This is a genomic window from Streptococcus sp. GP0011 (genome assembly GCF_030546305.1).
Classification (GTDB): domain Bacteria; phylum Bacillota; class Bacilli; order Lactobacillales; family Streptococcaceae; genus Streptococcus.
Map to the genome: position 1 here is coordinate 192,712 of NZ_JAUONR010000004.1, position 19,851 is coordinate 212,562.

The window sequence follows — 19,851 nt, forward strand, 5'->3', positions numbered from 1 at the left end:
CATTAATTAAGGAAAGTAAAAATGGCAAGTAAAGAAAATGCAGAACGCAAGGAGCTGCATCGTAAAATTTGGGCGATTGCAGACGATGTGCGTGGAGCTGTAGATGGTTGGGATTTTAAGCAATATATCCTAGGAATTCTGTTCTATCGTTTTATTTCAGAGCATATGGCAGACTATTTTGACCGTGCTGAGCATGAGGCTGGGGATTTAGAATTCCGTTATGCTGACTTAAGTGATCAAGAAGCTGAGCAAGATTTCAAACCAGGGACAGTTGAGGATAAGGGTTTCTTTATCCTTCCAAGTCAATTATTTGAAAATGTCGTCAAGAACGCCTCGCAAAATGAAAATCTAAACGAAGAATTGGCCAATATTTTCCAAGATATTGAGAAGTCAGCGATTGGCTTCAAATCAGAAGATGATATCAAAGGTTTGTTTGATAACTTGGATACCCGAAGCAACATCCTTGGTGGAACTGTTCCAGAAAAAAATAAACGCCTTTCTGACATTCTTAATGGTATCAATAGCATTAACTTTGGAAACTTTGAGGAAAATGACATTGATGCCTTTGGAGATGCCTATGAGTTCTTGATTTCCAACTATGCCAGTAATGCAGGGAAAAGTGGTGGTGAATTTTTTACACCTCAGACAGTCTCTAAACTATTGGCTCGGCTAGTGATGGTTGGAAAAGATAAGATTAACAAGGTCTATGACCCGACATGTGGTTCAGGCTCTCTCCTTCTTCAAATGAAAAAACAATACGAAGATCATATCCTAGAGGATGGTTTCTTTGGTCAGGAAATCAATATGACCAACTATAACTTGGCTCGTATGAATATGTTCTTGCACAATATCAACTACAATAACTTTGATATTAAGCGAGGAGATACCCTCTTAAATCCTCAGCATCTGGAAGAAAAGCCATTTGATGCTATCGTTTCTAACCCTCCGTATTCTGTTAAATGGGTGGGAGATGGAGATCCAACTCTGATAAACGATGACCGTTTTGCGCCAGCTGGTAAGTTAGCACCCAAGTCAAAAGCTGACTTTGCCTTTATTATGCATAGTCTCAATCATTTGTCCAATAAAGGTCGAGCAGCTATTGTTTGTTTTCCAGGTATTTTCTATCGTGGTGGTGCTGAAAAGACCATTCGTCAGTATCTGGTAGATAACAACTTTGTTGAAGCAGTCATTGCCCTTCCAGATAATCTCTTCTTTGGCACTTCTATCGCAACTACGATTTTAGTTCTGGCGAAGAATAAACTTGAAAATAAAACACTCTTTATTGATGCGAGTAAAGAGTTCAAAAAAGAGACAAATAACAATGTTTTAACAGATAGCAATATTGAGCATATTGTTGAATTGTTCGCTAATTATCAAAGTGTAGACTATAAAGCAGCTCTTGTTGATAATGATGTGATTGGTTCAGAGCAGGATTACAATCTATCTGTGTCAACTTATGTCGAACAAGAAGACACACGTGAGAAGATTGATATAGATGTGCTCAATAAAGAAATCGCTGAGACTGTTGCCAACATTGACCACTTGCGTGCAGAGATAGATAAGATTGTAGAGGAATTGAGCCATGGCTAATGATGTGATTCTCTATAGAACTGATGACGGGGAGTCCGCTATTGAACTCCACTTGGATAATGGAACGGTCTGGCTGACCCAACAAGAGCTAGCTGAGCTTTTTCAGACTTCCAAGCAAAACATTAGTAAACATATCAAGGCTATCTTTGAAGATGGTGAATTGGATGAAACAGTGGTTGTCAACTATCAGTTGACAACCACTCGTCACGGTGCAATAGCTGGTAAAACTCAGTCAAAAAAAGTAGCCTACTATAATCTCGATATGATTTTGGCGATTGGTTATCGTGTGCGTTCCCCTCGTGGAATCCAGTTCAGACACTATGCTTCGACAGTCTTGAAAGAGTATCTGATTAAGGGCTTTGCTATGGATGATGAGCGTTTGAAAAACTTGGGTGGAGGATCTTACTTTAAAGAACTCCTGGAAAGAATCCGGGACATTCGCTCAAGTGAAAAAGTCTTTTACCGTCAGGTTTTAGATCTTTTTGCGACATCAAGTGACTACAATGCAAACTCACCAGAGGCAAAGAAATTCTTTGCGACGGTTCAAAACAAGATGCATTATGCCATTCACCACAATACTGCGAGTGAACTCATTTATCATCGTGTCAATAGTGAAAAGGAGTTTATGGGCTTGACCACTTTTAAGGGAGACCTTCCCACTTTATCCGAAGCAAAAGTTGCCAAGAACTATCTGACAGAAAAGGAACTCCGTGGGCTCAATCAGCTTGTATCAGGATATCTAGATTTTGCTGAAAGACAGGCAGAGCGAGAAGAAGTCATGACTATGGCTGACTGGGTGACACATGTGGATCGAATCCTTCTGGCTACTGGAGAAGACTTACTTGATAATAGTGGCTCTATCTCTCGTGAACAGATGAAGCAGAAGGTAGAAAAGGAATATAAGAGCTACCAAGCTAAGACCCTTAGTCAAGTTGAAAAAGATTACCTCAAGGAAATCAAAAGCATTGAAAATCTAGCCAAGGAAGGAGGTAAGTGATGAACATCCTAGAAGAAATCCAGAACTGTCCCGTTGAGTGGAAAGAGTTGGGGGAAGTGTGTGAAGTAAAGGCAGGAAAAAATATAAATAAGACTTTTATTCAAAATAATTTAGGGAATTTCCCGGTAATTAATAGTGGAAAAGAACCGTTAGGTTATATCAATATTTTTAACACACAAAATGATCCTATTGGAATAACTTCACGAGGAGCAGGTGTTGGTTATGTTTCTTGGAATGAAGGTAAGTATTTTAGAGGAAATTTGAATTATTCTGCGACAGCTAAAGATGAGGAAGTATTACTACCTAGATTTTTATATTTTTATTTAAAGAATAGTTCCAAAGAAATTGAAAACTTATGCACGTTTGATGGCATACCAGCCTTAAATAAATCATCTTTAGAGGGATTATTAATCCCTATCCCTCCTAGAAAAATCCAAGAAAAAATAGTGCAAACACTTGACAAAATGACTGATTATGTTACAGAATTGACCTCAGAATTGACCTCAGAATTGACCTCACGTAAAAAGCAATATTCTTATTATCGAGATAAACTTTTATCATTTGAGGATGAGGTTTATCAGGTTGAGTGGAAGACGCTCGGGGAACTGTTTGTTTTTAAGAATGGATTGAATAAAGGAAAAGAATTTTTTGGAAGTGGAACTCCTATAGTTAACTATACTGATGTATACAAGAACAATAAAATATCATCGGATATGTTGAAAGGAAAAGTTAGAGTAAGCACTGAAGAAATAGAACGTTATAGTATTCAGAAGGGGGATGTTTTTTTTACCCGAACTTCTGAAACACAAGAAGAAATTGGAAAAACTTCTGTATTATTAGATGAAGTTCAAGACGGAGTTTTTAGCGGATTTGTTTTGAGGGCAAGACCTATTACGAAATTATTGCTTCCTGAATACTGTGCATATTGTTTTGAATCAACTACTTTTCGAAAAGATATTGTGAGATATAGTACTTATACAACCAGAGCTTTAACGAATGGTAGTACACTCTCGAAATTAAAAATCCCAGTACCTTCCCTTGAAATCCAATCTCGCATTGTTCAAGTTTTAGACAACTTTGACACGGTTTGTAACGACTTAAATATCGGACTTCCCAAGGAGATTGAACTACGTCAAAAACAGTACGAATATTTCCGAGAAAAACTCTTGACATTCACCGCCGAAGGCGTGTACACTGACAGTACAGTACAGTACAGTACAGACAAGACCTCATTAGGCTCTTGAACTGGGTTTTTGGTCCAATTCGGGTGGAATTGGGAGCTATAGGAGACATTATTCGGGGGAATGGGCTTCAGAAAAAAGATTTTCAAGACGCAGGCGTTCCTTGTATCCATTACGGACAGATATATACATATTATGGAATTGAAACTGATATAACGAAGTCGTTTATTAATTTAGAATTATCGAAAAAACTTCAAAAAGCTAAAACTGGTGATTTGATTGTTGCAACGACATCCGAGAATGTTGAAGATGTTGGTAAGTCTTTGGTTTGGTTAGGAAAAGATGAAGTTTGTATTGGAGGACATTCATGTATAATCAGAACCGAGCAAAATGCTAAATTTTTAGCTTATCTTTTTAGGACTAGTTTTTTCCAAATTCAGAAGGAAAAAAGAGTTCTAGGAACGAAAGTAATTGAACTGTATCCTAAAAATCTTGCAAAAATTCAAATATTATTGCCTCCTTTATCAACTCAATCTCAAATCGTCTCCATTCTTGATAATTTTAACACTTTAACTAACTCTCTTTCTGAGGGCCTCCCAAAGGAAATTGAACTGAGACAGAAACAGTATGAATACTGGAGAGAACAATTATTAAACTTTACTAGACAAACTCTTGAATCATTTTGAGATAGAATCTCAATTAATACAATAAAAGGAAGCATACTATGGTTGATTATTCAAAAGTACATGAAGTAATTGCGGAAACAAATGAAGGGATTCTCTTGGCTGAGTACCAACCAGAGTATCGCACGGATAGAGAGTATCAGTCAGAGGCTGACCTAGAAAATCAGTTGATTTCTGATTTGGTTAATTATCTTAACTACGAGCGACTAGATATCCATACGCCTGAAGAGCTCTTAGCAAATGCCAAGGTTCAAATTGAAAAGCTTAATAAGGTGGTCTTTACTGATGCGGAGTGGCAACGTTTTATAGTCGAGTATTTGGACTGTCCCAATGAAGGTTTGGTTGAAAAAACACGAAAAATCCAAGAGAATCATATCTATGACTTTGTTTTTGATGATGGACGAATTAAAAATATTTTCATCCTTGATAAGAAAAACATTCATAACAACAGCATGCAGGTCATTAATCAAGTGACTCAGGTGGGGAGCCATACCAACCGTTATGATGTTACTATTTTAGTGAATGGTCTTCCGTTAGTTCAGATTGAATTAAAGAGACGAGGGGTTAGTCTCAAACAAGCTTTTGAACAAATCCATAGATATAGTAAGGAAAGTTTCAATAGCGAGAATTCTCTGTATAAGTATATTCAGATTTTTGTTATTTCCAATGGGACTTATACACGCTACTTTGCTAATACGACTGCTCAAAATAAAAATCACTATGAGTTCACCTGTGAATGGGCAGACCGTAAGAATAAAACAATTCACGATTTAGAAGACTTTACTGTCACTTTCTTAAGCAAGCGAGTGCTCTTAGAAGTTTTGACCAAGTATTGTGTTTTTGATGCTGATAATACCTTGCTCATCATGCGTCCTTATCAGATAGCAGCTACTGAGAGTATCATACGCAAGATTCATTCATCTAATGAGATGAAGAACTTTGGTACTATCAATGCCTGTGGCTATATCTGGCATACGACGGGTTCAGGGAAAACCTTGACCAGCTTTAAAACTGCTCGTTTGGCAACAGAGTTGGACTATATTGACAAAGTGATATTCGTCGTAGATAGAAAAGACCTAGACTATCAAACCATGAAGGAATATCAAAAATTCCAACCAAATTCAGTCAATGGTAGTAACAATACAAAAGAACTCCAACGTAGTATTGAAGAAAATGATGGGAAAATTGTTGTCACAACCATTCAAAAGTTAAACAAATTTATAACAGTAAATCCAAATCATGAAATCTATAGTAAAAAATGTATTTTGATTTTTGATGAATGTCACCGCTCCCAGTTTGGGAAGGCTCAAAAGCGTATTAAGAAGGCCTTTAAACAGTATGCTCTATTTGGTTTCACAGGGACTCCAATCTTCCCAGAAAATAGCTTAACGGGTGAAACGACACAGGAAGTTTTTGGAGAACAACTTCATAACTATGTTATCACGGATGCTATTCGAGATAAAAAAGTGTTGAAGTTCAAGGTTGACTATAACTATATCAAACCTGAAATCAATAAATATAGAGAAGCAGAAACGGCAGTCGGCCGAGAGATTGATGAGAAGAAACTCAAAAAGATGGAGAAGGAACTCCTTTTGCATCCAGAACGGATTGCAACCATCACTGAGTACCTGTTGAGAGTTTATAATGATAAAACGCATCGAAATCAACACTATACTCATAAGCAAAAACAACTGTTTGGATTTAATGCCATGTTAGCTGTACAAAGTATTGAAGCAGCAAAATTATACTATGAAGAACTCCAACGGCAACAAGCAACTTTACCAGAAGCTAAACGATTGAAAATCGCAACCATCTTTAGCTTTGCGCCAAACGAAGAACAGTCAGCTTATGGTGAAATTCAAGACGAAGAGCTAGAACCGCAAGATACAACTATGCCTCTATCTTCTAAAGAGTTTCTGGAAAAAGCGATTGATGACTATAATCGAATGTTCAAGACTAACTTCTCAACTGATGGGAAGGAGTTCCAAAATTACTATCGCGACCTTTCTAAGAGAGTTAAGTCTAAAGAAGTGGATCTTCTGATTGTAGTGGGTATGTTCTTGACGGGATTTGATGCTCCGACTATGAATACGCTATTTGTTGACAAGAATCTTCGTTATCATGGATTGATTCAGGCATTCTCGAGAACCAATCGAATTTTTAATAGGGTTAAACCTTTTGGAAATATTGTTTGTTTTCGTGATTTAGAAAAGGCTACGCAAGAAGCTGTTAAGACTTTTGGAGACACAAATAAGCTTGAAATCATCTTAGAAAAAAGCTTTAGTGAATACATGGATGGTTTCGTTGACCAAGTAACAGGTATTGAGGTCAAAGGCTATACTGCGGTTTGTCAGGAAATTCTGGAAAAATTCCCAAATCCGCAAGAGATTGAAACAGAGCACGATAAAAAAGAGTTTGTTAAGTTATTTGGTGAGTTATTGAAACTTGATAATGTTCTTCGAAATTATGACGAATTCCAAGAAATCGACAAACCTATTTCTGAAGGTTATCTTCAAGATTTAAGAAGTGCCTATGTGGAAATTCGAGATGAATTCTTAAATCTGAAAAACTATGAAAAGACCAAAGATTTGGATGTAGACCTTTCAGATGTTGAATTTGAAATCGAACTCTTAAAAACAGATGAGATCAACCTAGACTATATTCTGGCATTGATTGTTGAAAAATCTAAGAATTCTGAGTCTAAAGAAGTAATGAAAGCTGAAGTTAGTCGTGTCATTCGCTCAAGTATTGATATTCGTGCCAAAGAAGAGTTGGTTATTGGATTTATCAATGATACTGATTTGCAAAAATTGAAAGACCATGACGGGATTATCAATGCTTTCTACGAATATGGTAAGGAGCGCAAGAAAATTGCGATTCACGACCTAGCTGAGGCTGAGAAGCTTGTAGCTGATTATCAACTATTCATCGACAAATCAATTCAACGAGGTTATGCTGAAAATAGTGGGACTGATTTGGATTCGATAATTCCACCAACTTCTCGTAGACAGGGAGCGCGTGAACGGAAAAAGCAAGAGGTTTTACGTAAGATTCAGTTGTTGGTAGAGACATATTCAGGTATTTAAGGATTGTCAAACAAGGTTTATTAGAAAAATCAGGAACTACAAAAAACACTATTTATTCGCTCATTTTTAAGTTATAACTTTGTTTCCATATTTCCTGGAAACTGATAGAAAGTAAGGAGAAATATGGAACAAACTAACCAAAAATCCCAATGCCAACAACTCTGGGCTAGGAACAAATACCTCGTTTTGAGTCATTCTAGCAATATTTACAATGGGATTCGCCAATACTTGAAGAATGAACAGGTGGAGGTCAGCCATGTTCAAAACCTCATTGACCGTGCTTGCCAGATTCCAGAACACAGGGGTCAGGTTTGCAATGCCTTTCAGCATATTTGGGGCTATTTCAAAAAGAAAGCGACTGATGCTGAGCGTAAGGACTACATGCTCTTGCTGGATCGCTACCGCTTTGGTCAGGTTTCTAAGGAAGACTTGATCGTTAAGACTCGAGACTTGCTTGATCGCTATCCAAATACCTACTTGCAACATTCGACCTTACTGAAAGGAGACTCCCATGAGACTTTGGCATGAGGATTTGATTTCACAACTTCCCCGTCCGCAGCTTTTGGGGCAACATCGAGAGTGCTGCGCCCTGCGTGGCAATGGTTGGGGCAAAAAACATGCGACGGTGGACTATGTCTTTACTCACTCGCCCTATCATCTCTATGCTTATCATCGCTTGATTATGGAGGAAATGGTTGGCCGTGGCTACAATGTCAGTCCAGAATGGCTGGACAAGAACTACCGTGGCAAAATTTGCCCAGCTTATGAAGACTTGCCTGAGGAAAAGTTGGACAATCCCATCTATAGTGAGCATGATGCAGAATACTATGAGGAGTGCCTGGCTAATCTCCGAGAGAAAGGCATTGAGCTGGAGTAAGAGTCAGGATTAGCTTCACATTATAACTCTTTTCGTTTTTTTCGAATAATAAAGATGAGACCTTTAGAATGATTCAAAGGTCTTCTTTTTATGGGTATTAGAATTTACTTTTAATAACTTTTAAGTTATAATTTTAAAAAAGCCAAGCGTGAACTAAAGGACATAAAAGAAAGAGGGTTAAGTGATGAAGAATAGTGCCATTGGAAGTAATTGGAAGGATGTCCGAACAGAACTCTTTACCAAGGAAGAAATTCTTGAAAGTGATATGCGAGTGGCTATTATGAGTGAGTTGATTGAGGCTAGACATGAGCAAGGTATCAGTCAGAAAAAGCTAGAGGAACTCAGTGGAGTAAGCCAGCCTGTTATAGCTAGGATGGAGACAGGAAAGACCAGTCCTCAGTTGGATACGGTCTTAAAAGTTTTAGCCAGTTTAGGAAAGACACTAGCAGTCGTTCCACTTGAACAGGAAAAAGGTTGATAGAGAAGAGATTACTTGGTTGGCTAAAATCATCCACAGAACAATTTTACCTCCCGTCCGCACTTTTTCAGGGAAATATCAGAATTACAAAAGAAAACCAACCTATAGTCTTTTCTAATAGCAAGTCATAGTCACTGATGAGAATCATCAATAGCTCGTTTGAGCATTCTAACTAAAATACAGCAATAAAACAAGCAATACAAAGGATTTGAGACACTGGTCTCAAGTCTTTTTCTTTTGTCCAAAAGAGTGATATAGTTTCAAACTATATCAAAGCCTAATTATTTACAATTATACAGACAGTTTCTTTTCTGTTAAGATAGTTTCAACAACAAATTTTGGAGGACACATCATGTCAACTACGATCATCGGTTTCCCTCGTTTGGGCGAATTCCGCGAATTAAAATTTACAACTGAAAAATACTTTAGAAAAGAAATCTCAGAAGAAGAACTCTTGGCAGCAGCAAAAGAATTGCGTGCGAAACACTGGAACATTGTCAAAGAAAAAGGCATCACTGAAATTCCATCAAATGACTTTTCTCACTATGACAACTTCCTTGATGCCGCTTTCCTTTTCAACGTAGTCCCTGCATCCGTTCAAAACTTGGACTTGTCAGACCTTGAGCGCTACTTTGCTTTGGGTCGTGGTTACCAAGGAGAAAAAGGGGACGTGCGTGCCCTTCCGATGAAGAAATGGTTCAACACCAACTACCACTACATCGTGCCTAAATTTGAAAAAGACACTCAAGTTAAATTGGCTGGTCACAAGATCTTTGATGAGTTCCAAGAAGCAAAAGAACTTGGATTGAACACTCGTCCAGTCCTTGTAGGACCATTCACTTTCCTTCAATTGTCAGACTTTGAAGAAGGCGTGAAAGCAGAAGACTTCGTAGACAGCTTAGTAGCTGCATACCAAGAAGTTTTTGCTAAATTGGCGGAGCTTGGTGCGACTCGCATCCAACTCGACGAAGCGGCTCTTGTCAAAGATTTGACAGCTGAAGAAAAAGCTCTCTTCTTGAACCTCTACAACAAACTCTTGGCTGACAAAAAAGGTCTTGAAGTCTTGCTTCAAACTTACTTCGGTGACGTTCGTGACGTCTACTCTGATCTTGTGAACTTGCCAGTAGATGCGATCGGTCTTGACTTCGTTGAAGGTAAGAAAACTCTTGAACTCGTTAAAGGTGGTTTCCCAGCTGACAAGACTCTCTATGCTGGTATCGTCAATGGTAAAAACATTTGGCGCAACAACTACGAAAAGAGCTTGGCTGTTCTTGAGCAAATTCCAGCTGAAAACATCGTTTTGACTAGCTCATGCTCACTTCTTCATGTGCCATTTACAACAGCTAACGAAGAATTTGAACCAGCAATCTTGAACCACTTTGCTTTTGCAGTTGAAAAATTGGAAGAACTTCGTGACTTGGATGCTATCCGCAATGGTCAAGGTGCAGAGGCTCTTGCTGCTAATAAAGAACTCTTTGCGACGGAGCGTGTGGGTGAAAATGCAGAACTTCGTGCACGTATCGCTGGATTGACAGACGCTGACTACACTCGTTTGCCAGCCTTTGCAGAACGTGAAGCCATCCAAGAAGAAGCCTTTAAACTTCCAGCTCTTCCAACAACAACCATCGGTTCATTCCCTCAAACTAAGGAAGTCCGTGCCAAACGTTTGGCCTTCCGTAAGGGTGAATTGTCACAAGAAGAATACGACGCCTTCCTTGCTGAAACTATCGACGAATGGATCAAATGGCAAGAAGAAGTTGGATTTGACGTGCTTGTACACGGTGAATTCGAGCGTAACGACATGGTTGAGTACTTCGGTCAAAACTTGTCAGGTTACCTCTTCTCTAAGAATGGTTGGGTACAATCTTACGGTATGCGTGGGGTGAAACCACCAATCATCTGGGGTGATGTCACTCGTCTCAACCCAATCACTGTCAAATGGTCTAGCTACGCACAAAGCCGTACAGACAAGCCTGTCAAAGGTATGTTGACAGGACCTGTTACCATCCTTAACTGGTCATTCCCACGTGAAGACATTTCTATCAAGGATTCAACTCTTCAAATCGCTCTTGCCATCAAGGATGAAGTTCTTGACCTTGAAGCTGCAGGTGTGAAAATCATCCAAATTGACGAGGCTGCTCTTCGTGAGAAATTGCCACTCCGTCGTAGCGACTGGTACGAAGACTACCTTGACTGGGCTATTCCAGCCTTCCGCTTGGTACACTCTACAGTAGCGCCAGACACACAAATCCACACCCACATGTGTTACTCAGAATTTACAGATATCATCCCAGCTATCGACAACATGGATGCGGACGTTATTTCCTTTGAAGCAAGCCGTTCAAACCTTGAAATCTTGGACGAGCTCAAAGCGAAAAACTTCCAAACAGAAGTGGGGCCTGGGGTTTACGATATCCACTCACCTCGTGTGCCAAATGAAGGCGAAATCGACCACACAATCGATGCTATTCTTGCCAAAGTACCAAGCAAGAAAGTTTGGATCAACCCTGACTGTGGTTTGAAAACACGCGGTATTCCAGAAACAAAAGAAAGCTTGATCCGCCTTGTCGAAGCAGCAAAAGCTGCGCGTGAGAAATTGTAAGATAAGATTTCTCTCTTGACCCTGACTGATCAAGGAACTGCTTGGCCCTAGCTGGCTCAGCAATCATGAAATCAAAAAGAAAAGGATAATGACTATGTCACGCCAAACTCCGTCACTTTCATTTGAAGTGTTCCCTCCAAACCCAGCTGTGGGTAATGATAAAATTATTTCAGCCTTGCAGGATATGCGGGAGCTGACACCGCACTTTATCAGTGTGACCGCCAGTAATAATAAATTTAATATCAAGGAAACAACGGTTCGTTTGGCTGACTTTATCCAGAATGACTTGGCGATTCCAACCATTGCCCACTTGCCAGCTATCTATCTGACCAAGGACAAAGTTGCTGAAACCATTGCAGACTTGGATAAGGTTGGGGTACAGAAAATCTTGGCCTTGCGTGGGGACATTATCCCTGATGTGGAACCACAAAAGGATTTCCGCTACGCAACGGATTTGATCGAGTTCATCAAGGAACAAGCTCCTCACTTTGATATTGTTGGTGCTTGCTACCCAGAGGGGCACCCTGACTCTCCAAACCAAATCTCGGATATTCAAAATCTCAAGAAAAAAGTGGATGCAGGCTGTTCAAGTCTTGTAACGCAACTTTTCTTTGACAATGAGCGCTTCTACGATTTCCAAGACAAGTGTACCTTGGCAGGGATTGATGTTCCTATTCATGCGGGAATCATGCCTATTCTTAACCGTAACCAAGCGCTTCGTCTCTTGAAGACTTGTGAGAATATCCACCTTCCACGTAAATTTAAGGCCATCTTAGACAAGTATGAGCATGACCCTGAGTCGCTCAGAGCAGCAGGACTTGCCTATGCAGTGGACCAAATCGTGGACTTGGTCACTCAGGATGTCGCAGGTGTGCATCTTTACACCATGAACAATGCTGAAACAGCAAAATACATCCACCAAGCAACCCATGCCTTGTTTAACCATCAGTCTTTAGGATAATAAAAAGCAAACCATTCTTCTCAGGTGAGGGGAATGGTTCCTTTTTAATAGAAAAGCCCGCACTTTTTAAGAAAAATATGATAAAATAGACTCTGTACGTACTTGATACAAAGATGAGGGTATTTTCGTTATAGAAGTTTTTATTAAAACATGATAATAGGTGTCTATAAAAAGATATTTCACGCTATAGTGGTATCTTAGATGATAACAATGTTATTATCTAAGACGGGATTTTTGAGACATTTGGCTCAAAAATTAGGGATGAAATTCCCTGGATTTCTAAAATCATCCACTGGATAATTTTACCTTCCGTCCGCACTGTGTCAGTGAAATATCAAAAAAATTCTTAATTGAATTTTGGTCTCATTTCTTAGGAAAAAAGATAAGCTTCCTAGCACTCATCGAGTGTGGCGTCACCTTCCTATTTTTCTATAGAAATGTTCGGCAAACCGAACCGTCCAAAATATCTTGATTAATTGAACACGCCTACAACTCTGTGGAAAAAAATAAATCTACCTAGGAGCAGTCGCTCCGTCGTTCGATTTCCTATTTTCCTTTGAGTTGCTTAACGGCTTAGTATCTTGATCTTTGTAAGCAAGGCGTATAATTTCATCAATCCAAAGGGGATTAAAATGACAAAACAAGTGTTTCAAACGACTTTTGCGGGTCGTGAGTTGGTTGTAGAGACTGGTCAGGTTGCTAAGCAAGCAAATGGCTCTGTTGTCGTGCGTTACGGTGAGTCAACTGTCTTGACTGCGGCCGTTATGTCTAAGAAAATGGCAACTGGGGATTTCTTCCCACTTCAAGTCAACTACGAAGAAAAAATGTATGCAGCTGGGAAGTTTCCTGGTGGCTTTATGAAACGTGAAGGACGTCCTTCAACAGATGCTACCTTGACAGCGCGTTTGATTGACCGTCCAATCCGTCCAATGTTTGCGGAAGGTTTCCGTAACGAAGTGCAAGTGATCAACACAGTCCTTTCTTATGATGAAAATGCCTCTGCTCCAATGGCAGCTATGTTTGGTTCATCTTTAGCATTGTCTATCTCAGATATTCCATTTGACGGACCAATCGCTGGGGTACAAGTGGGCTATGTAGATGGTGAAATCATCATCAACCCAAGTCTAGAACAGGCAGAGCAATCGCTTCTTGAATTGACAGTAGCTGGTACCAAACACGCTATCAACATGGTTGAGTCTGGTGCCAAAGAATTGTCAGAAGAAATCATGTTGGAAGCCCTTCTTAAAGGGCACGAAGCAGTCAAAGAATTGATTGCCTTCCAAGAAGAAATCGTTGCTGCTGTCGGTAAAGAAAAAGCAGAAGTGGAATTGCTTCATGTGGAAGCTGAATTGCAGGCTGAAATCATCGCAGCCTATAACAGTGACCTTCAAAAAGCGGTTCAAGTAGAAGAAAAATTGGCTCGTGAAGCTGCAACTCAAGCAGTTAAAGACCAAGTGACTGCTGTTTACGAAGAAAAATATGCAGACCACGAAGAATGTGACCGCATCATGCGTGATGTGGCTGAAATCTTGGAACAAATGGAACATGCTGAAGTGCGCCGTTTGATCACAGAAGATAAGGTTCGTCCTGACGGCCGTAAAGTCGATGAAATTCGTCCTTTGGATGCGGTTGTTGACTTCCTTCCTCGTGTGCATGGTTCCGGTCTCTTCACTCGTGGACAAACTCAAGCTCTTTCAGTTTTGACCTTGGCTCCGATGGGAGAAACGCAAATCATCGATGGTTTGGACCCAGAGTACAAGAAACGCTTTATGCACCACTATAACTTCCCTCAATACTCTGTAGGGGAAACAGGTCGTTATGGTGCACCAGGTCGTCGTGAAATCGGTCACGGTGCTCTTGGTGAGCGTGCCCTTGCTCAAGTCTTGCCAAGCTTGGAAGAATTCCCATACGCGATTCGCTTGGTAGCTGAGGTCTTGGAATCAAACGGTTCTTCATCTCAAGCCTCTATCTGTGCGGGAACTCTTGCCCTTATGGCTGGTGGTGTGCCAATCAAGGCGCCAGTAGCTGGTATTGCCATGGGTCTCATCTCCGACGGAAACAACTACACAGTATTGACAGATATTCAAGGATTGGAAGACCACTTTGGTGACATGGACTTTAAGGTTGCCGGTACTCGTGACGGGATTACAGCCCTTCAAATGGATATCAAGATCCAAGGAATCACTGCAGAAATCTTGACAGAAGCCCTTGCCCAAGCCAAGAAAGCGCGTTTTGAAATCCTTGATGTGATTGAAGAAACGATTCCAGAAGTTCGTCCAGAATTGGCTCCAACTGCTCCGAAAATTGATACCATTAAGATTGATGTTGATAAGATCAAGATTGTCATCGGTAAAGGTGGAGAAACGATTGATAAAATTATCGCTGAAACAGGCGTTAAGATTGATATCGACGAAGAAGGAAATGTATCTATCTACTCTAGTGACCAAGATGCTATCAACCGTACCAAAGAAATCATTGCTGGTTTAGTTCGTGAGGCTAAAGTCGATGAAGTATACCATGCCAAGGTTGTTCGTATCGAGAAATTCGGTGCCTTTGTCAACCTCTTTGACAAGACAGATGCCCTCGTTCACATTTCGGAAATGGCTTGGACGCGTACCAACCGTGTAGAAGACTTGGTAGCTATCGGTGATGAAGTCGATGTTAAGGTTATCAAGATTGATGAAAAAGGCCGTATCGATGCCTCTATGAAAGTTCTTCTTCCTCGTCCTCCAAAACCTGAGCATGATGAAAAAGGTGAAAAGTCTGAGCGACCTCACCGTCCACGTCATCACAAGGACCACAAACCTAAGAAAGAATTTACAGAAACACCAAAAGATTCAGAATAAGAAAAGGAGAAATGTATGGGATGGTGGCGCGAAACCATTGATATTGTAAAAGAAAATGATCCAGCGGCACGCACCAGTTTGGAGGTTCTACTGACCTATCCAGGTGTCAAGGCCTTGGCTGCCCACCGTCTCTCGCATTTTCTCTGGAAGCATGGCTTTAAACTCTTGGCTCGTATGCACAGTCAGTTTTGGCGCTTTTGGACTCAGATTGAGATTCATCCAGGTGCCCAGATTGACTCAGGTGTTTTTATCGACCATGGTTCAGGTCTAGTGATTGGAGAGACGGCGATTGTTGAAAAAGGCGTTCTTCTCTATCACGGAGTGACTCTTGGTGGGACTGGTAAGGATGTTGGCAAACGCCATCCGACTGTGCGTAAAGGAGCTCTCATATCAGCCCATGCCCAAGTCATCGGACCGGTAGAAATCGGTGAAAATGCCAAAGTCGGTGCTGCTGCAGTAGTCGTGGCAGACGTACCTAGTGATGTGACAGTTGTCGGTATTCCGGCCAAGATCGTCCGAGTTCATGGACAGAAGGATGAACCAACAATCCACGAAGTCGAAGAAAAACGCGAGTACTACGTCAATAAACTAGAGCAGGCTAGAGAAGCCAGTCACAGATCGTCGGGGTTGTAGAGGATACCTATATGATTCAAGCAAGAAATAAGTTGAGCCAAGAAGAGTTATTTGAAGCGAAAAAACTAATTGACTGTTGCCAAGCCTATGATGGAACTTATCGTGATCCCTATCTTTCTAACATGCTTAATTTTGACCCAAACATGCCCGCCTTTTTCCTTTATTATGAAAAAGGCGAACTTGTTGGTCTATTAACTGTCTATGCTGATGACCAAGATGTGGAAGTGACGATACTGGTTCATCCAAATCATCGCCGTCAGGGAATTGCGTGTGCTTTGTTTACGAGTTTTGAGAAAGAAACGGCTTCTTTCCCTATTCGTTCAGTTACTTTTCAGACAGAACGTATTTTTCTAGAGCGTCATCCTGATTTTGTCAGCAACTGGGGATTGGTCGAGGATGAAGAGACAGAAACCTGGTTAGGTAAGGATAGAAGACCTTATCAGTTAGTAACTGTTTCTAATCTTGAAGTTTTGTTAGCAGATAGTTCGTATCAGGAGCAAATTAGCCAGTTAAAATTTCAGGCATTTTCAGAGGAACATGAATCGAGAGAAGTTGTGGATAGATATGTCGCTGAAGCTCTGAAGGATTCAGAAAGTCGCCTATATATTTTATTAAAAGACGGTCAGGTTATTGGGACTTGCACGGTAGATTTATCGACTAATACGAATTACTTCTACGGTTTAGCAATATCAGAACTTGAACGTGGCAAAGGCTACGGAAGCTATTTAGCAAAATCCCTAGTCAACCAACTTATTGAGCAAAATGATAAGGAATTTCAGATTGCAGTAGAGGACAGCAACGTAGGTGCCAAGCGCTTGTATGAAAAAATCGGCTTTGTCAAACAGACACAGGTAGTTTATTTGAATGAGAAAGAGTAGAAAAATGCTATTAGAAGAATTCGAAAATGTACCTGCTGTTATCGAACCAACTGATCGAAGTATTCGTGATGGTGGAGAAATCTGTGACACGATTATTTTATCTTTTAATGGAGAACTCGTTGAACGAGTAAAGCAGTTTGAAGATGTTTATGAAGGTGGCTATTTAACCAATCTAAATGGTAGATTTCCATGGTATATCTATGAAAAAGATGGGAGTAAGGTAGCAGTTGCTATAGCTACGATTGGAGCCCCGGTGGTTGTCGGACTCTTAGAAGAACTCAAAGCAAGAGGATTTAAGAACTTTATTGTTTTGGGTTCTTGCGGAGTTCTAGATCAGTCTATTCAGGCAGATAAGATTATTCTACCAAGTTCAGCTCTACGTGATGAAGGTACAAGTTATCATTACGCTCCTGCAAGTGATGAAGTCGCTTATGACGAGTCTCTGCTGATCGAGCTGGAAGCCATCTTTGACAAGCACAATATCGAGCATATCCGCACCAAGGCTTGGACGACTGATGCCTTTTATCGAGAAACGCCTGATAAGGTCAAGCGTCGCTTGGCTGCTGGAGCCAAAGTGGTGGACATGGAAGCTTCAGCTATCATGGCTTGGAGTCAATTTCGCAAGAGTAAAGTCTATCAGTTCTTCTACACAGCTGACTATGTGGATCATCATAACCGAACCTGGGATGCCCGCCATGAAGAGCGGACAGCTGATGCCATGACTTTTTTCACTATCGCTTTGATAATAGCCGAGGAACTAGAAAGGTAACTACAAGAATGGCAGTATATTTTTACGGCTGTATCACCATGGATGGCTACTTGGCAGACAGTCAGCACAGGATAGACTGGCTGCATCAGCTTGGTTCTGTAGAGGATACAGGCTATGATGACTTTTACAGGCAAATGGATATCACCATCATGGGCAAGCGGACCTTTGAGGAAATCCAAGATTTGCAAGATGTAGAAAGTTTTTATCAAGCTACGGAAAACTATGTCTTTACGCATGATAGGCACCTCCCTGTCAGCAATTACCAGCCAGTAGCTGGGGATGTGGTGGACTTTGTTCAGCAGATTGACAAAGGCAAAAATGTCTTTGTGATTGGTGGTAATTCCTTGGTAGGACCGCTCTTAGATGCGGATCTTTTCGACCACCTCATTATTCAGATAGCGCCCCTTATCCTAGGAAAGGGGGTTCCCCTCTTTACCCAAGAGGAAGGGCAGCGCTTTTACCAACTGGATAGCCTCAGACAATTTGGCCCTTTTGCAGAGCTGGTTTTCAGCCGAAAAAGTCAGAAATAGAGAAGGGAGTGGACCGCATGATTAAAATTTACGACACCATGTCTCGTGATTTGCGAGAATTTGTCCCAATCGAAGAAGGAAAGGTTCGCATGTATGTCTGTGGGCCAACGGTATACAACTATATCCACGTAGGGAATGCCCGTTCGACGGTGGCTTTTGATACCATTCGTCGTTATTTCGAATACCGTGGCTACGAAGTTGCCTATATTTCCAACTTTACAGATGTAGACGATAAGATTATCAACCGTGCCAAGGAAGAAGGCATCACGCCTCAGGAGGTTGCGGACAAGTACATCGCTGCCTTTCGTGAGGATGTGACGGCCTTGGGCGTGAAACCTGCGACTCGCCATCCTCGTGTAGTGGAGTTTATGGCGGACATTATCCGCTTTGTGGAAGACTTGATTGAAAAAGGTTATGCCTACGAGAGTCAAGGAGATGTTTACTTCCGAGTGGAAAAATCCCATAACTATGCTAAGTTGGCTAACAAAACCTTGGAAGATTTGGAGCTAGGTGCATCAGGTCGTACCGATGAAGAAACGGCTCGCAAGGAAAATCCTGTAGACTTTGCCCTTTGGAAAGCTGTAAAACCAGGCGAGATTTCTTGGGACAGTCCTTGGGGACCTGGTCGTCCGGGCTGGCATATCGAGTGTTCGGTCATGTCAACAGAGATTTTGGGCGATACCATTGATATCCACGGTGGGGGAGCTGATCTGGAGTTTCCTCACCATACCAACGAAATTGCCCAGTCAGAAGCCAAAACAGGCAAGATCTTTGCCAACTACTGGATGCACAATGGTTTTGTCAATATCGATAATGTCAAGATGTCCAAGTCCTTGGGCAACTTTATTACCGTGCATGATGCTCTTAAGACCATTGATGGGCAAGTACTTCGTTTCTTCTTTGCGACTCAGCATTACCGCAAGCCGATCAACTTTACAGAAAAAGCAGTGCGTGATGCCGAGACCAATCTCAAGTATCTAAAGAACACCTATGAGCAACCATTTTCTGGGACTGTAGATGCTCAAGAGTTACAGGCTTTTAAAGATAAGTTTGTTGCCGCTATGGATGAGGATTTCAACTCTGCCAACGGTATCACAGTTGTCTTTGAAATGGCCAAATGGATCAACTCAGGAAACTATGATGCAAGTGTTAAGGAAGCTCTTGCGGCTATGTTAGAGGTCTTTGGGATTGTCTTTGTTGAGGAAGTTTTGGATGCAGACATTGAAGCCTTGATCCAAAAGCGCCAAGAAGCGCGTGCTAATCGTGACTTTGCGACAGCAGACCAAATCCGTGATCAATTAGCGGCTCAAGGAATTAAGCTCCTTGACACCAAGGATGGAGTGAGGTGGACTCGTGATTGATGTCAATCTCATTAACGGGATTGCGCTTGCCTTCGAAGGAGATGCGGTTTATTCCATGTATATCCGTCGCCATCTCATCCTTAAAGGCATGACCAAACCCAACAAACTCCACCAAGAGGCGACTAAGTATGTGTCAGCCAAGGCTCAGGCTCGCTTGATTTCCCTCATGTTGGAAGAGCAAGTCCTGACGGAAAAAGAAGAAGAAATCTACAAACGTGGCCGCAATACCAATAGTCACACAAAGGCTAAAAATGCAGATGTGGTGACTTACCGCATGTCTACAGGTTTTGAAGCAGTGATGGGCTATCTCCATCTGACTGAAAATGTGGAGCGTCTAGAGACTATAATTTCTTGGTGCATCCAAAAAGTGGAGGGCTAG

Annotated in this window: 17 protein-coding genes; all 17 read left to right on the forward strand. The window is 41.1% G+C overall.

The window, feature by feature from the left end; all coding sequences use genetic code 11:
- Positions 1–21: 21 nt before the first annotated feature.
- The 17 genes from Q4443_RS06270 (at position 22) to Q4443_RS06350 (ending at position 19,851) form a co-directional block, all read left to right on the forward strand.
- A complete protein-coding gene (locus Q4443_RS06270) occupies positions 22–1,590 on the forward strand; it encodes a type I restriction-modification system subunit M (protein WP_049519313.1) in 1,569 nt (522 codons plus the stop codon).
- A complete protein-coding gene (locus tag Q4443_RS06275) occupies positions 1,583–2,587 on the forward strand; it encodes a virulence RhuM family protein (RefSeq protein ID WP_049519311.1) in 1,005 nt (334 codons plus the stop codon). Before Q4443_RS06270 ends, Q4443_RS06275 begins: the two co-directional genes overlap by 8 nt.
- Positions 2,587–3,831 (forward strand): restriction endonuclease subunit S, encoded by a 1,245-nt coding sequence (locus Q4443_RS06280; RefSeq protein WP_053091385.1) that lies wholly within the window; start codon positions 2,587–2,589, stop codon positions 3,829–3,831. Before Q4443_RS06275 ends, Q4443_RS06280 begins: the two co-directional genes overlap by 1 nt.
- Positions 3,828–4,454 (forward strand): restriction endonuclease subunit S, encoded by a 627-nt coding sequence (locus tag Q4443_RS06285; RefSeq protein WP_049519310.1) that lies wholly within the window; start codon positions 3,828–3,830, stop codon positions 4,452–4,454. The genes Q4443_RS06280 and Q4443_RS06285 overlap by 4 nt, the downstream gene beginning before the upstream one ends.
- Before the next feature lie 38 nt (positions 4,455–4,492).
- Entirely contained in the window at positions 4,493–7,537 is a 3,045-nt protein-coding gene (locus tag Q4443_RS06290) for a type I restriction endonuclease subunit R (RefSeq protein WP_049519309.1), read from the forward strand.
- Positions 7,538–7,660: 123 nt separating this feature from the next.
- Positions 7,661–8,065, forward strand: a complete 405-nt coding sequence (locus Q4443_RS06295) for a YbgA family protein (protein ID WP_049519308.1) — start codon at positions 7,661–7,663, stop codon at positions 8,063–8,065.
- Positions 8,049–8,414 (forward strand): TIGR02328 family protein, encoded by a 366-nt coding sequence (locus Q4443_RS06300; protein ID WP_049519306.1) that lies wholly within the window; start codon positions 8,049–8,051, stop codon positions 8,412–8,414. Before Q4443_RS06295 ends, Q4443_RS06300 begins: the two co-directional genes overlap by 17 nt.
- A 184-nt stretch (positions 8,415–8,598) precedes the next feature.
- Positions 8,599–8,892 (forward strand): helix-turn-helix domain-containing protein, encoded by a 294-nt coding sequence (locus tag Q4443_RS06305; protein WP_049519305.1) that lies wholly within the window; start codon positions 8,599–8,601, stop codon positions 8,890–8,892.
- A gap of 352 nt (positions 8,893–9,244) precedes the next feature.
- Positions 9,245–11,494, forward strand: coding sequence for a 5-methyltetrahydropteroyltriglutamate--homocysteine S-methyltransferase (gene metE, locus Q4443_RS06310; protein ID WP_049519303.1), 2,250 nt, complete (start codon positions 9,245–9,247; stop codon positions 11,492–11,494).
- A 94-nt stretch (positions 11,495–11,588) separates the two neighbouring features.
- Positions 11,589–12,455 (forward strand): methylenetetrahydrofolate reductase [NAD(P)H], encoded by an 867-nt coding sequence (metF, locus tag Q4443_RS06315; protein ID WP_002882688.1) that lies wholly within the window; start codon positions 11,589–11,591, stop codon positions 12,453–12,455.
- A gap of 632 nt (positions 12,456–13,087) precedes the next feature.
- Positions 13,088–15,301, forward strand: coding sequence for a polyribonucleotide nucleotidyltransferase (pnp, locus tag Q4443_RS06320; RefSeq protein WP_049519301.1), 2,214 nt, complete (start codon positions 13,088–13,090; stop codon positions 15,299–15,301).
- A 15-nt stretch (positions 15,302–15,316) separates the two neighbouring features.
- Positions 15,317–15,934, forward strand: a complete 618-nt coding sequence (cysE, locus tag Q4443_RS06325; RefSeq protein ID WP_049519299.1) for a serine O-acetyltransferase — start codon at positions 15,317–15,319, stop codon at positions 15,932–15,934.
- 11 nt (positions 15,935–15,945) lie between these two features.
- Entirely contained in the window at positions 15,946–16,812 is an 867-nt protein-coding gene (locus Q4443_RS06330) for a GNAT family N-acetyltransferase (protein ID WP_049500868.1), read from the forward strand.
- 4 nt (positions 16,813–16,816) lie between these two features.
- Entirely contained in the window at positions 16,817–17,581 is a 765-nt protein-coding gene (locus Q4443_RS06335) for a nucleoside phosphorylase (RefSeq protein WP_303408208.1), read from the forward strand.
- An 8-nt stretch (positions 17,582–17,589) separates the two neighbouring features.
- Positions 17,590–18,111, forward strand: coding sequence for a dihydrofolate reductase family protein (locus Q4443_RS06340; protein ID WP_000301980.1), 522 nt, complete (start codon positions 17,590–17,592; stop codon positions 18,109–18,111).
- A gap of 17 nt (positions 18,112–18,128) precedes the next feature.
- On the forward strand, positions 18,129–19,472 hold the full coding sequence (cysS, locus tag Q4443_RS06345) for a cysteine--tRNA ligase (RefSeq protein WP_049519295.1): 1,344 nt from the start codon (positions 18,129–18,131) through the stop codon (positions 19,470–19,472).
- Complete coding sequence (locus Q4443_RS06350) at positions 19,465–19,851, forward strand: Mini-ribonuclease 3 (protein WP_000567925.1); 387 nt, start codon at positions 19,465–19,467, stop codon at positions 19,849–19,851. Before cysS ends, Q4443_RS06350 begins: the two co-directional genes overlap by 8 nt.

Coding starts and splice junctions, on each gene's coding strand:
- Q4443_RS06280 (WP_053091385.1), top strand. CDS start 2,587: ATGAACATCCTAGAAGAAATCCAGAACTGTCCCGTTGAGTGGAAAGAG.
- Q4443_RS06270 (WP_049519313.1), top strand. CDS start 22: ATGGCAAGTAAAGAAAATGCAGAACGCAAGGAGCTGCATCGTAAAATT.
- Q4443_RS06305 (WP_049519305.1), top strand. CDS start 8,599: ATGAAGAATAGTGCCATTGGAAGTAATTGGAAGGATGTCCGAACAGAA.
- cysS (WP_049519295.1), top strand. CDS start 18,129: ATGATTAAAATTTACGACACCATGTCTCGTGATTTGCGAGAATTTGTC.
- Q4443_RS06335 (WP_303408208.1), top strand. CDS start 16,817: ATGCTATTAGAAGAATTCGAAAATGTACCTGCTGTTATCGAACCAACT.
- Q4443_RS06275 (WP_049519311.1), top strand. CDS start 1,583: ATGGCTAATGATGTGATTCTCTATAGAACTGATGACGGGGAGTCCGCT.
- metE (WP_049519303.1), top strand. CDS start 9,245: ATGTCAACTACGATCATCGGTTTCCCTCGTTTGGGCGAATTCCGCGAA.
- Q4443_RS06290 (WP_049519309.1), top strand. CDS start 4,493: ATGGTTGATTATTCAAAAGTACATGAAGTAATTGCGGAAACAAATGAA.
- Q4443_RS06330 (WP_049500868.1), top strand. CDS start 15,946: ATGATTCAAGCAAGAAATAAGTTGAGCCAAGAAGAGTTATTTGAAGCG.
- cysE (WP_049519299.1), top strand. CDS start 15,317: ATGGGATGGTGGCGCGAAACCATTGATATTGTAAAAGAAAATGATCCA.
- Q4443_RS06340 (WP_000301980.1), top strand. CDS start 17,590: ATGGCAGTATATTTTTACGGCTGTATCACCATGGATGGCTACTTGGCA.
- pnp (WP_049519301.1), top strand. CDS start 13,088: ATGACAAAACAAGTGTTTCAAACGACTTTTGCGGGTCGTGAGTTGGTT.
- Q4443_RS06295 (WP_049519308.1), top strand. CDS start 7,661: ATGGAACAAACTAACCAAAAATCCCAATGCCAACAACTCTGGGCTAGG.
- Q4443_RS06300 (WP_049519306.1), top strand. CDS start 8,049: ATGAGACTTTGGCATGAGGATTTGATTTCACAACTTCCCCGTCCGCAG.
- metF (WP_002882688.1), top strand. CDS start 11,589: ATGTCACGCCAAACTCCGTCACTTTCATTTGAAGTGTTCCCTCCAAAC.